Source organism: Aneurinibacillus tyrosinisolvens (assembly GCF_001015055.1).
In the GTDB taxonomy this organism is placed as follows: domain Bacteria; phylum Bacillota; class Bacilli; order Aneurinibacillales; family Aneurinibacillaceae; genus Aneurinibacillus_A; species Aneurinibacillus_A tyrosinisolvens.
Map to the genome: position 1 here is coordinate 1 of NZ_BBWZ01000050.1, position 11,943 is coordinate 11,943.

At 48.6% G+C, this 11,943-nt stretch carries 13 protein-coding genes and 1 pseudogene; 13 read left to right on the forward strand and 1 reads right to left on the reverse strand.

Annotated features, from left to right (window positions below; translation table 11 throughout):
* Positions 1-244 precede the first annotated feature (244 nt).
* Complete coding sequence (locus MBEAL2_RS24980; RefSeq protein ID WP_047154946.1) at positions 245-1,630, reverse strand: UDP-N-acetylmuramoyl-tripeptide--D-alanyl-D-alanine ligase; 1,386 nt, start codon at positions 1,628-1,630, stop codon at positions 245-247.
* 232 nt (positions 1,631-1,862) lie between these two features.
* Here MBEAL2_RS24980 and rpsU point away from each other — a divergent pair, with 232 nt between their 5' ends.
* The 13 genes and pseudogenes from rpsU to glyQ all read left to right on the forward strand — a co-directional run bounded on the left by rpsU (position 1,863) and on the right by glyQ (position 11,943).
* Positions 1,863-2,036: a 30S ribosomal protein S21 gene (rpsU, locus tag MBEAL2_RS24985; RefSeq protein WP_047154947.1), complete on the forward strand. Its 174-nt coding sequence runs from the start codon at positions 1,863-1,865 to the stop codon at positions 2,034-2,036.
* Between the two features lie 12 nt (positions 2,037-2,048).
* Positions 2,049-2,492 carry a GatB/YqeY domain-containing protein gene (locus MBEAL2_RS24990; protein WP_047154948.1) on the forward strand — a complete coding sequence of 148 codons (444 nt, stop codon included), beginning with the start codon at positions 2,049-2,051 and terminating at the stop codon, positions 2,490-2,492.
* Positions 2,493-2,663: 171 nt separating this feature from the next.
* Entirely contained in the window at positions 2,664-2,945 is a 282-nt protein-coding gene (yqfC, locus tag MBEAL2_RS24995) for a sporulation protein YqfC (RefSeq protein WP_047154949.1), read from the forward strand.
* A gap of 17 nt (positions 2,946-2,962) precedes the next feature.
* Positions 2,963-4,147, forward strand: a complete 1,185-nt coding sequence (gene yqfD, locus MBEAL2_RS25000) for a sporulation protein YqfD (RefSeq protein WP_047154950.1) — start codon at positions 2,963-2,965, stop codon at positions 4,145-4,147.
* Between the two features lie 6 nt (positions 4,148-4,153).
* On the forward strand, positions 4,154-5,125 hold the full coding sequence (locus MBEAL2_RS25005; RefSeq protein WP_047154951.1) for a PhoH family protein: 972 nt from the start codon (positions 4,154-4,156) through the stop codon (positions 5,123-5,125).
* Between the two features lie 15 nt (positions 5,126-5,140).
* Positions 5,141-7,261: an HD family phosphohydrolase gene (locus MBEAL2_RS25010; RefSeq protein WP_082130168.1), complete on the forward strand. Its 2,121-nt coding sequence runs from the start codon at positions 5,141-5,143 to the stop codon at positions 7,259-7,261.
* On the forward strand, positions 7,258-7,731 hold the full coding sequence (ybeY, locus tag MBEAL2_RS25015; protein WP_173427743.1) for an rRNA maturation RNase YbeY: 474 nt from the start codon (positions 7,258-7,260) through the stop codon (positions 7,729-7,731). Before MBEAL2_RS25010 ends, ybeY begins: the two co-directional genes overlap by 4 nt.
* Before the next feature lie 32 nt (positions 7,732-7,763).
* A pseudogene (locus MBEAL2_RS33255) lies at positions 7,764-8,072 on the forward strand (diacylglycerol kinase family protein); the annotation flags it as partial.
* Positions 8,073-8,255: 183 nt separating this feature from the next.
* Positions 8,256-8,663, forward strand: a complete 408-nt coding sequence (locus MBEAL2_RS33260) for a cytidine deaminase (RefSeq protein ID WP_047154969.1) — start codon at positions 8,256-8,258, stop codon at positions 8,661-8,663.
* Positions 8,647-9,552 (forward strand): GTPase Era, encoded by a 906-nt coding sequence (era, locus tag MBEAL2_RS25025; RefSeq protein ID WP_047154953.1) that lies wholly within the window; start codon positions 8,647-8,649, stop codon positions 9,550-9,552. Before MBEAL2_RS33260 ends, era begins: the two co-directional genes overlap by 17 nt.
* Before the next feature lie 150 nt (positions 9,553-9,702).
* Positions 9,703-9,858 (forward strand): YqzL family protein, encoded by a 156-nt coding sequence (locus MBEAL2_RS31350; RefSeq protein ID WP_439644907.1) that lies wholly within the window; start codon positions 9,703-9,705, stop codon positions 9,856-9,858.
* Between the two features lie 31 nt (positions 9,859-9,889).
* Positions 9,890-10,663 carry a DNA repair protein RecO gene (recO, locus tag MBEAL2_RS25030; RefSeq protein WP_047154954.1) on the forward strand — a complete coding sequence of 258 codons (774 nt, stop codon included), beginning with the start codon at positions 9,890-9,892 and terminating at the stop codon, positions 10,661-10,663.
* A 401-nt stretch (positions 10,664-11,064) separates the two neighbouring features.
* Positions 11,065-11,943 (forward strand): glycine--tRNA ligase subunit alpha, encoded by an 879-nt coding sequence (gene glyQ / locus MBEAL2_RS25035; protein WP_047154955.1) that lies wholly within the window; start codon positions 11,065-11,067, stop codon positions 11,941-11,943.

Below are 11,943 nucleotides of genomic sequence, written 5' to 3' on the forward strand. Positions count from 1 at the left end.
CCTCGGGTCTCATTGGCATGGAGTTACAAGGAGCCATGGCCATTTTCACCGTCAATTTAAAGAGAATCCTCAAGCTACTGGGTTAACATGAAGGAAACCCAGGGTGAAAATGAGCAAAAAAGCCGGCTTTTTCTTCCAGAAATCTGGAACATGGGCCGGCTTTTCCTATAGAGTCTACTCCAAAAACTTAAAATAGGCACTTTTTCAGTGGCCTCCGTTTACCCAGCCTCCCTTTTTTCATATGCTAATTTTTAAGTTCATCAATCATTGTCTCAAGCTTCATGCCGCGGGATGCTTTGAAGAGCATTCCGTAGTTGCCGCTACAAAACTGCTTAAGATAATCGGCGGCTTCCTCTTTGCTTTCGAAGTGGACGGCATTGCGTCCGTACGTATCAGAAATGTGTTTTGCTTCCTTTCCGACCGTTACAAGGGCAAAGTTCTTTTCAAACCCCTTCAAGGCTGTTCCGACGTTTTGGTGGTATGCTTCGCTTTCCGTTCCTAGCTCAAACATATCGCCAAGCACGATCACTTTCTTTCTATCCGGGTAGATAGAGAGGAACGTTTCAACCGAAGCAGTCATCGATGAGGGACTCGCATTGTATGCGTCATTAATAATAAGCAGGCCGTCTCGCCCGTTTATTTTTTCAAAGCGCATTGAAGAAATCTCAAGTGTCGCCAATCTCTCTTTAATTTCCTCATGCGTCAGGCCAAGGTGGGAGGCGATGAAAATTCCCGGCAGTGCATTGGCAACGTTGTAATCGCCGAAAAGCGGCATATGGCACTCAAACTGCCCTTTTCCATCTGTAACGGTAAAATGGCTCCCTGTTTCGTCAAAGGAAACCGCAGCGGCTGTAATATCCGCTTTCTTTGGTCCACTGTCCTCCTGGGAGAGATGATAAAAATATGTTTTGCCTGGATTCAGGTGGGCAAGGTTTGCAACAAGGTCGTTGTCTTGATTCAAGCAGGCAAAGCCGTTCGGGTCCGTATGGGGGAGAAGTTCCCCTTTTGCCTGTGCAATCAGCTCCTTCGACCCAAAGAATTCGATGTGTGCGTCATTTACGTTTGTGATTACGGTATAAGTTGGACGCACCATGCCAGCTAGAAAATCAATTTCTCCTGCATGGTTCATTCCAAGCTCCAGCACCGCCACCTCTGTATCTGGAGTAATCTGAAGCAAGGAAAGAGGCACACCAAGATGATTGTTAAAGTTTTTGTATGTTTTATATACGTTCATCTTACCGCCGAGCAGGTGGGCGAGAATGTCCTTTGTCGTTGTTTTCCCGTTGCTTCCCGTAATTGCCGCAATCGGCAGCGTGAGACGGCTGCGGTACGTGCGGGCGAGCTGTTGGAACGCTTTTTCCGTATCCTTTACAAGGATGAGAGAATAGGCGGGATCCGCCGTGTTTTTGCGCGCTTTTTCCTCATCTGAGACAAAAGCGGCGATGGAGCCTTTCTCAGCTGCGGCGTTTAAGAATTCGTGGCCGTCCCGCACGCCGCCTGTCAAAGCGACAAACAAGGACCCCGCGGTCAATTGCCTTGAATCAAAGTGGACCGAGGTGATTGTATCGTTTTCGCTGCCCTGCAGCAGCGTCCCTTCCGTTATTTGTAAAATTTCCTTAACCGTAAACATGTCGTACCCTCCTGAATTTACACTCGTTTGCCATACTAACATTTTTTTATTATATCGCAATCCTGCGGCCAGTGCCCCGGAATCTCCTTGATTTTATAAGGAAGAGCCGGGAATCGATGAATGAAGGTTGACCTGCCCGGACCTGTGTAATATAATATTGTTTGACGACTTTTGCGAAAAGTTATTTTTTACAAGGGTCATTCGATGGTTATGGCGGAGGGAGGGGAAACAAATGGCAGAAATTCGTGTGCGTAAAAACGAGTCGTTAGACCAAGCACTGCGTCGCTTCAAGCGTGAAACTGGGAAAGATGGCGTTCTTGCTGAAGTTAAAAAGCGTAGACACTATGAGAAGCCTAGTATCAAACGTAAGAAAAAGTCAGAGGCAGCGCGGAAACGTAAGTTTTAGGAGGAATAGTTAATGAGACTCGTCGAACGTCTTAATGATGATATGAAGCAAGCCATGAAGAACAAAGACAAGCTCAAACTTTCCGTAATCCGCATGGTGAAATCTTCCGTTAAGAATGAAGAGATTAACCAGGGTAAAGAACTGTCTGACGACGAAGTACTAACTGTCTTGACTCGTGAGCTTAAGCAAAGGCGCGATTCCCTCCAAGAGTTTGAAAAAGCAGGTCGTGAAGACCTTGCAGCGAGTGCACGTAATGAAATTAATGTATTAATCGAATATATGCCTGAACAATTGAGCGAGGAGGAAGTCCGCAAGCTGGTGAGCGAAGCCATTCAGCAAGTGGGAGCCGCCTCGAAAAAAGATATGGGTAAAGTCATGGGCGCTTTAATGCCGAAGGTAAAAGGGCGCGCTGACGGAGCACTCGTAAACAAGATTGTACAGGAGCTATTGCCATAAGCTGCTTTAAAAAGCCTTCCCTGAGTTTTCAGGGAAGGCTTTTTTTGAACGGAAAATACATAGTATAGCAACAGAGACAGAACATATTTCCCCGTTCATTCGCATAACGATGTACTATATGGGATTCACTGTTCCTCCTTCCCATGCATGAAGAGAGGGGGCCGATTGAGCATGAAGAAGTGGAGTGGAAAATGGCGCAAATTTGCAACCGGCGTGCTCGATCTGCCGCAGGATCTCACCATGGAGATGCCACGCATTACGATGATCGGACAATTGCAGATGTATATAGAGAATCACCGCGGAGTTCTCCTATTCAGTAACCAGGAACTCCGTTTGCTTTTGACGAAAGGGCAGCTTCTTGTAAGGGGAGAAAACCTCGTTATCCGCATGATTCTTCCGGAAGAGGTGCTGCTGGAAGGCATCGTGAATCAGGTATTGTTTGTGAATGAGTAGGAAAGGGGAGGCAGGCAATGAATTACGGTGTGAACTGGTTCCGGGGGTATCTTGTTTTGCGTGTTCGCGGGAGGCGCCTGGAGCGTTTTTTGAATCGTATTGTCGGACAAGGCATGCAGGTGTGGGACATTACCCGCACCGATGAGGAAGCGCTGCTGAGCATTCCGCTGGAAAGCTTTCACCTCTTGAAGCCGTATTTAAAGGAAACAGGCTGCCGCATTCATGTCGTACGCAGAGCGGGCCTGCCTTTTTTATTGCGCAAAATGTGGACGCGCTCTGTATTCACGGCGGGTGCGCTATTTTTCTTTATCGGTATTTACCTCTTATCTACCGTCGTGTGGCGGGTCGATGTCATCGGGAACGAAAAAATCAAATCGTACGAGGTTCGCCAGATGGCGGAGAAAATCGGGGTGAAGCAGGGGGCGTTTACGTTCCGCCTGCCGCAGCCTGAAGTGGTCCAGCGTGAACTGATGAAGAAGCTCCCGGACGCATCCTGGGTTGGGTTCGAAATGAGAGGGACGACCGCATTAATCCACGTTGTGGAGAAGGTGCTGCCCGGTAAAAAAGAAGCGTTGCAGCCGCGCCATATCGTTGCCACGAAGAAGGCGATCGTTCATTCTATCTTTGCGGAGCGGGGACGCCCGCTTGTGCGCCCGAACAGTTGGGTCAAGCAAGGGGATATATTAATCTCCGGGTTTCTCGGCAATGAAGAACTGATGACGCCTGTATCGGCGAAGGGAACGGTAGAAGGGGAAACATGGTATGAGTCTGAGGTTTCGGTGCCCCTGAAGCAGAAGCGCCCTGTCCTGACGGGGGAGAGCTACACGAACAGGTACGTTATTTTTGGTAAATATACTGTAAAGGTACAGGGGTTTGGAGAGAAGCCTTTCGCGCAGTTCAGAAAAGAGGACGACACGCGCTATTTAGCCTGGAACGGGCATAATTTCGGCCTCGGGCTAAAAACGGAAACGATGCGGGAAAACCAGGCGAGGGAAACAGCCATTTCTGTTGCAGAAGCCGTCAGTCTGGGTAAGAAGTATGCACGGGAAAATGTCCTGAAAGGGATTAAGCAGGGCGGCTACATTAAGTCGGAAAAAGTTTTGCACGAGAGACAAGAGAATGGTAAAGTTTATATGAAGCTTCATTTTGTTGTTGTTGAGGACATTGCACGAGAGCAGCCTATTATGTATGAAGGAGAATGAGGTCTTTTGCGCGTAGAAGAAACAAGCAGAACCATACGTCTCGAGAATGCGGAAGAAGCGAGCTTGCTATTTGGACCGCACGACTCGTATCTAAAGGAAATAGAAGATGCTACAGAAGCGCATATTTTTGCGCGAAGCGAAGAAATAACCATTACGGGCGAGACGGAGGAAGTGGCGCGGAATGCCCGGCTGCTGGAAGTGCTGGCTACCCTGCTGCGCCGTGGCATAAAGCCCACGATGCAGGACGTTCTTTACGCTATCCAGCTTTCAAAGGATGATTCCCTGGAGGAGCTGCTCGAATTATATGATCAGCCGATTGCCACGTCGGTGAAAGGGAAACCCATACGTGTAAAAACACTTGGACAACGCCATTATGTAAGTTCAATTAAGAAGAAGGACATCGTGTTCGGTGTCGGGCCCGCAGGTACCGGGAAGACGTATCTGGCGGTTGTGATGGCGGTCACGGCGCTGAAGGCGAACAAGGTAAAGCGAATTATCCTGACAAGGCCTGCGGTTGAAGCAGGAGAAAACCTTGGCTTTTTGCCGGGGGATTTACAGGAGAAAGTGGATCCGTACCTCCGTCCGCTTTATGATGCGCTACAGGATTTATTGACGGCAGAAAATATGAATAAGTATATGGAACGCGGTGTAATTGAGGTGGCACCTCTCGCTTATATGAGGGGAAGAACGCTGGATGATTCGTTCATTATTTTGGACGAGGCGCAGAATACGACACCGGAGCAAATGAAAATGTTTTTAACTCGTCTCGGCTTTGGTTCGAAGATGGTCATAACAGGTGACGTGACCCAGGTGGACTTGCCGCGCGGCAAGAAATCCGGTTTACAGGAGGCACGTCGTATACTCGAAGGAATTGACGGGATTTCTTTTGTTTACTTAACAGGGATGGACGTTGTACGGCATCCGCTCGTGCAGAAGCTGATTGCTGCATACGAACAAGAGAGTGAGCATACCCGTTAAAAGGGGTTGTAAGAAATGAATTCAAAGCTATGGCGGTTACATCTGTCCTTTCCGGATTCATGGAGGGAAAATCGAATGGTAAGGATTGCCCTGTTTGTTTTTATCGGGCTGGGCGTTTACCTGCCGCTTATGGGAGATGTGCTGCCGAAAACGTTTGATCTAAATATAAACACAGTCAGTAATGTTACCCTTACCGCGCCGGTGACAGTGGAGGATGCAGATGCCACTGAACAGGCGCGTTCTAAAGCGGTCAGTGAAGTGAAACCGATTTATTCGCGGGACGATAGCATCACATCCCACCAGTTAAAGCTGGTTGCTTTCATTTATAAGAAGGCGGCTGAACTTCAGGCTGCAACAGCGATGGCACCTGAGCTTAAGCTGAAGGAATTTAAGGAGAATATTCCATTTGTGCTGGAGGATTCGATTCTGCAAGCGCTGTTAACGATGCCGGCTCCCGCTCTTGATGCAGCAAGCAAGGAGACAGCAAGAGTGGTTGCCTCGATTATGGGAGAAGGCGTAAGCCAGGAAGCGGCAGGCCGCGAAGCGATCCAGCAGCGGGTAAACCAGTACATTGTGCTGGCTGAACTGGACAGTAAAGCCCGCAAGGTGGCGCGCGAAATCGCCATTGTCAGCAGTGTTCCGAACCGGATCGTTAACGAAGAGGCGACTAATGCGGCGAAGGAAATGGTTCGCCGTGGTGTGAAGCCGCTCATGATTTATAAAGGGGAAGTGCTGGTAGAAAAAGACCAGTTTATTTCTGAGGAAATGTACCACAAACTAAATGCGGCAGGCCTTCTGCAGAAGAATGCGAGCAAGCTCCCGTTCCTCGGATTGGCTATATTCGTCGGCCTGTTTATTGCTTTTCTATCCATCTACATTTCTCAGGCTCACCGGACTGTATACAGTAATAACACGCTGATTTTAATGATGGGCTTTATTATTGTGTTAACCATCGTTGTTATGAAAATCGTCAGCCTGGTGCAGAATGTAGACTATGTAATGGCAGGATTTCTCGTTCCTGCAGCGCTGGGCTCCATGCTGCTTGCAATCTTGATTGACACGCAGCTCGCTGTTGTGTGCAGCTTTCTGTTTGCGCTCTTTGCGGGCATCATTTTTAACTTCGAGAGTCTGTTGCCCTTTGATTTCCGCTATTCGTTCTATACGTTAATCAGCTGCCTGGCCGGCACGTATTCGCTTGGGAAAGCGACCAAGAGGGGCCGGATTTTGCAGGCCGGTTTCCTGGTCGCCGTAACGAATATCCTCTCCATCACAGCACTTTATATGCTTGCTTCTTCTTCGGGAAGCTGGCGGGATATTTTTTACCAGTATGCCTCCGGTGTCATCAGCGGGGTCATTGCGGCGGTTCTGACGATTGGATTTTTGCCTTTCTTCGAAGCAATATTCGGCATCCTGTCGCCGCTTCGCCTGATTGAGTTATCCAATCCAAACCAGCCGCTGCTGCGCCGGCTGTTAATGGAAACACCGGGGACGTACCACCACAGTATGATGGTGGCGAACCTGTCGGAGGCCGCCTGTATGGCGGTTGGCGCGGATGGGCTTTTGGCGCGTGTCGGCGCGTATTATCATGACGTTGGGAAAATGAAGCGCCCGCATTTCTTCATTGAGAACCAGGTTAACCGTGAAAACCCGCACGATACGCTGGCGCCCGGGCTGAGCAAACGCATCATTATCGTCCATGTAGAGGACGGGGTGAAAATGCTGGAAGAGCATCATTTGCCCAGGCAGATCATTGATTTTGCCCGGGAACACCACGGAACGACGCTGCTAAAATACTTTTATCACAAAGCGGCTAAACTGTCGGATTCACCGATTTTAGAGTCCGAATACCGCTATCCGGGTCCAAAAGCCCAGACGAGGGAGTCTGCCATTGTCGGTATTTGCGACAGTGCGGAAGCGGCTGTCCGTTCTCTAGGGCGCCCGACGCCGGAACGAATTGAACAGCTCGTCCGCCGCATTATTGCGGAAAGACTGGAAGACGGACAATTCAATGAATGCCATATAACAATGCAGGAACTTGAAATTGTAACCCGGACAATTTGTGAAACCCTCCAGGGGTTTTTCCACAACAGGATTGAATATCCTGATCATAAACAAGTGGTGGTGAAACAAGCGTGAGAATGGAAGCGGAATTTATTCAAGAGTATACGCCGGAACTCTCTGCGGAGCTGCTCAAGATTCTTGAAGCAGTTCTCGAGGAAGCGGCAAAGACCGAGAATGTTACAGGGGAAGTGACGGTAACGTTTGTGGATGATGAGCGCATTCACGAATTAAACCGTGAATATCGCGGCATCGATCGTCCGACCGATGTGCTTTCCTTTGCGATGAACGAGCAGGGAGAAGAGGAACTGGAAATTATAAGCGAGGAAGACATGCCCAATATGCTTGGCGATATTGTGATATCCGTTCCCCGTGCGCGTGAACAGGCGGAAGAATACGGCCATTCTTTCGAACGTGAAATCGGCTTTCTCGTCGCCCACGGTTTTCTGCACCTTCTTGGATACGATCATGAAACGGAAGCGGAGGAGAAGGAAATGTTCAGCCGGCAGGAAGAAATTCTGAACCGGGTACAGCTCGTTCGCGAGTAAGGTAAAGGCAGATGAGGGAATGGCAAAGATTAATGAAAAGCTTCGGCTATGCGCTTGATGGCATTAGCTATACAATAAAGACTCAGCGAAACATGCAGATCCATGTGACGATGGCCGTCCTGGTTCTCCTTTTGGGATTTATGCTTGGCATCCCAAAAGGAGATGTTTTGCTGGTCTTTTTTTCTGTGTTTCTCGTGTTCATTCTTGAAACAGTGAATACCGCCATTGAGAAAACAATCGATTTGGTGACAGGCGGAAGTTTTCATCCTTTAGCTAAGATAGGGAAAGATGTAGCGGCAGGTGCCGTTCTCTTTGCAGCGATGCTGGCCGTCTGTACAGGCGTATTCGTGTTTGCTGAACCGCTCTGGCATCTTATGAAGACAGGAGAAGCGCATAAAATAAATCTACATAATCGCGGAGGCATTTCGTTTGTTATTGTTTCTATTCTCGTGCTTGTCTTTCTTATCGCAGGGGTAGTCCGCTATAGACGCACGGCGCATGCAGTGAAAAGGGAGGGTATAATAATGGATAACGAAATGCTCATTAAAGAAGCAGTAAAAGCCAGAGACAAGGCGTATACGCCCTACTCGAAGTTTAACGTTGGAGCCGCACTATTAACGGCTGACGGAAAGGTGTATCATGGCTGTAATATTGAAAACGCCGCTTATTCAATGTGTAACTGTGCAGAAAGAACGGCGTTATTTGCTGCCTATGCTCAAGGGGACCGCAAGTTTGTGAAGCTTGCCGTTGTAGCCGATACACCGGGTCCGGTTTCGCCATGCGGAGCATGCAGACAGGTGATATCTGAATTATGCCCGGCTGATATGGAGGTCGTTATGAGCAACCTGAAAGGCAATACAAAAACGATTACAGTTGCTGAACTTTTGCCAGGGGCATTTAAACAGGAGGATATGGATGAACAAGGAATATAAATCAGGGTTCGTAGCTATTATTGGCCGCCCAAACGTAGGGAAATCAACTCTTATGAATCAAATCATCGGGCAGAAAATTGCCATTATGTCGGATAAGCCGCAAACGACAAGAAACAAAATCAGAGCGGTGTACACATCAGAAGAAGGGCAAATTATCTTCCTTGATACACCGGGTGTCCATAAACCCAAGTCCAGGCTTGGCGATTTAATGAACAAGATGGTTGAGGATGCGCTGCGTGAAGTTGATTTAATTCTCTTCCTTATCGATGCATCCGAGAAGCTTGGAGCCGGTGATGAGTTTATTATTGAGAAGCTGCGTGAAGTAAAGACGCCTGTGTATCTTGTGATTAATAAAATTGACAAGGTTCACCCTGAAGATTTACTGCCAATCATTGAACAGTACAGACAGCTGTATCCTTTTGCCGAGATCATTCCGGTGTCCGCTTTACAGGGAAATAACGTAAACCGCTTAATGGAGCAGCTGCTGAAGGAGCTTCCGGAAGGTCCTCAGTTTTATCCTCCTGACCAGGTTACCGACCATCCCGAGCGCTTTATTGTTGCCGAACTTATTCGTGAGAAAGTGCTGCATTTAACCCGTGAGGAGATTCCACACTCCATTGCAGTGGTAATTGAACAAATGAAGACAAGAGAAGGCAATGAGAACCTCGTGGATATTTATGCTACAATTTATACAGAGAGGCAAACTCAGAAAGGAATCCTTGTCGGCAAGCAGGGTGCCATGATGAAGGAAATCGGGAAGCGGGCGCGCCAGGACATCGAACGGCTGCTTGGCACGAAAGTGTATTTGAACCTGTGGATTAAAGTGAAGAAGGATTGGCGCAACCAGGAAAATCTGTTCAAGAACTTCGGCTTTCATGATGAAGAATAAAGCCGCTGGCAACAATTTTAACGGATAACATATCCGGCCCCGGGTCATGATAATAGTACACTGAACATAACGGCACCGATACAGGCTTTTGTGTGCAGATTGAGTAGTTTTGTCGCTCATGCTTTATCTTTCCCGAAAGGATGGATACGAATGATGAGAGATTTTTACTGGCATTATTTTGCTACTACCGGGTGTATTGATGCTTATCTGCTGTATATGGAAGAAGGGGAAAGTGACCCGGAGCTAATGGATGCAGGAGCCGCACCAGGAATGCATGGATTTGAACAGATCATCGGTGTGGAATAGCAGAATGAGATAATGGCAGGGGAGACAGCGTATGATAGGGAAAGCGGAAGGCATTGTAGTCCGCACCACAGATTATGGGGAAGCAAATAAAATTCTGACCGTCTATACACGGGAAGCGGGAAAAATCAGCATCATGGCGCGCGGCGCCAAAAAATCAAAGAGCCGTTTTACAGCTGTAGCCCAGCTGTTTACTTACGGCTATTTTCTTTATCAGGCCGGCTCCGGAATGGGTTCCCTGCAGCAGGGTGATTTGCTGAACTCCTTCCGGGTTATTCGGGAAGATTTGACAAAGACAGCTTATGCGGTATACCTCGTTGAACTGCTTGACAAGATGACGGAAGACAAGGAGCCGAACAGGCCGTTGTTTGAACTGCTGCTCTCGGCACTCCGGTGGATTGAAGAGGGAAAGGATATGGAAATCGTTACGCGGTTGTTTGAGGTGAAGATGCTTCAGGCTTCAGGATACCGGCCGCGCCTCGAAGCATGTGTAAGGTGCGGCATCATTGATGCGCCTTTCTTCTTCAGTGTCGGAGAAGGAGGGCTGCAGTGCCAGGCGTGCCATGGGCATGACCCCCATCTCATTGCCATAGGCCCGGGAGCCGTGAAAATTCTCCGCCTTTTCCAGCATATTAGCATGGATCAGCTCGGGAATATACGGGTAAAGCAGGAAACAAAAGACCAGCTTCGCAAAGTAATGTACGCCTTTATCGAAGAGCATACAGGTATGTACCTAAAATCCCGCAAGTTCCTGGACCAGCTGGAAAAGCTCGGATTTTCTTCTGAGGAAGAAAAGGACAAGCCATAGCGATTCCAGTTGACAATGCGCCCTCTAATCGTTTATAGTAACTAAAAAATTAGTTATATTCGCAGTGAGAGAGAAGAGTAACCAGGACACGGTTATGTTCAGCGAGCCGGGGGGCGGTGGAAGCCCGGCAATAACGTCCGGTGAACGGCACTCTTGAGCGATCAGGTATATAAGGTGGATTGGCCGCTGAAGAGGGGCTGATCAAGTAGGGTGGAACCGCGGGATTAAGCTCCCGTCCCTATACGATGCTTACAAGCACATCGTATAGGGACGGGAGCTTTTTTCGTAGATAAGAAAGTATAACTTTCTTATCTACATAAGGGCAACTAAGGCGATCGCCAGCGCCTGCGGCTTGGCGCTAGCCAAGTTTTCTTTACATTATGAAGAAGAGAGGTAAGAAAATGAATTTCCAGAACATTATTTTGTCGCTGCAGAATTTCTGGGCGAAGCAGAACTGTTTAATCGTCCAGCCTTACGACGTGGAAAAAGGGGCGGGTACGATGAACCCGATGACCTTTCTGCGCTCGATTGGCCCGGAACCGTGGAACGTGGCCTACGTAGAGCCATCCCGCCGTCCGGCAGACGGCCGTTACGGAGAAAACCCGAACCGCCTCTACCAGCACCACCAATTCCAGGTCATTATGAAGCCTTCTCCCGATAACATCCAGGAGCTGTATTTGGACAGCCTGAGAGAACTCGGGATTGATCCGCTCCAGCATGACATTCGCTTTGTGGAGGATAACTGGGAATCGCCCACACTTGGCGCCTGGGGGCTTGGCTGGGAAGTCTGGCTTGACGGAATGGAAGTGACCCAGTTTACGTATTTTCAGCAGGTCGGAGGGATTGATTGCCACCCGGTAGCGGTTGAAATTACATACGGTTTGGAAAGGCTTGCTTCTTACATCCAGGACAAAGAAAATGTTTTCGAATTGGAATGGGTGAACGGTGTTACATATGGTGACGTATTCCGCCAGGCCGAGTATGAGCATTCAAAATACACGTTTGAGGTATCGGATGCGAAGATGCTGTTCGAGCTGTTCAGCACGTATGAGGCGGAAGCTAAGCGTTGTATGGAGCAGAAGCTGGTGCTTCCTGCGTATGATTACGTTCTAAAGTGTTCGCACACGTTTAACCTTCTTGATGCGCGGGGGGCTATTAGCGTCACGGAGCGTACCGGCTATATCGGACGTGTGCGGAATCTGGCCCGCCAGGTAGCGCACACGTACTATGAAGTGCGTGAGAACCTTGGTTTTCCGATGTTGAAGAAGGGAGAGGCATAA

What these genes read in the sequence shown, in the direction of transcription:
- MBEAL2_RS24990 (WP_047154948.1), top strand. Translation starts at nt 2,049, where the DNA reads ATGAGACTCGTCGAACGTCTTAATGATGATATGAAGCAAGCCATGAAG.
- recO (WP_047154954.1), top strand. Translation starts at nt 9,890, where the DNA reads ATGATAGGGAAAGCGGAAGGCATTGTAGTCCGCACCACAGATTATGGG.
- yqfD (WP_047154950.1), top strand. Translation starts at nt 2,963, where the DNA reads ATGAATTACGGTGTGAACTGGTTCCGGGGGTATCTTGTTTTGCGTGTT.
- MBEAL2_RS24980 (WP_047154946.1), bottom strand. Translation starts at nt 1,630, where the DNA reads ATGTTTACGGTTAAGGAAATTTTACAAATAACGGAAGGGACGCTGCTG.
- era (WP_047154953.1), top strand. Translation starts at nt 8,647, where the DNA reads ATGAACAAGGAATATAAATCAGGGTTCGTAGCTATTATTGGCCGCCCA.
- MBEAL2_RS25010 (WP_082130168.1), top strand. Translation starts at nt 5,141, where the DNA reads ATGAATTCAAAGCTATGGCGGTTACATCTGTCCTTTCCGGATTCATGG.
- MBEAL2_RS31350 (WP_439644907.1), top strand. Translation starts at nt 9,703, where the DNA reads ATGATGAGAGATTTTTACTGGCATTATTTTGCTACTACCGGGTGTATT.
- glyQ (WP_047154955.1), top strand. Translation starts at nt 11,065, where the DNA reads ATGAATTTCCAGAACATTATTTTGTCGCTGCAGAATTTCTGGGCGAAG.
- yqfC (WP_047154949.1), top strand. Translation starts at nt 2,664, where the DNA reads ATGAAGAAGTGGAGTGGAAAATGGCGCAAATTTGCAACCGGCGTGCTC.
- rpsU (WP_047154947.1), top strand. Translation starts at nt 1,863, where the DNA reads ATGGCAGAAATTCGTGTGCGTAAAAACGAGTCGTTAGACCAAGCACTG.
- MBEAL2_RS33260 (WP_047154969.1), top strand. Translation starts at nt 8,256, where the DNA reads ATGGATAACGAAATGCTCATTAAAGAAGCAGTAAAAGCCAGAGACAAG.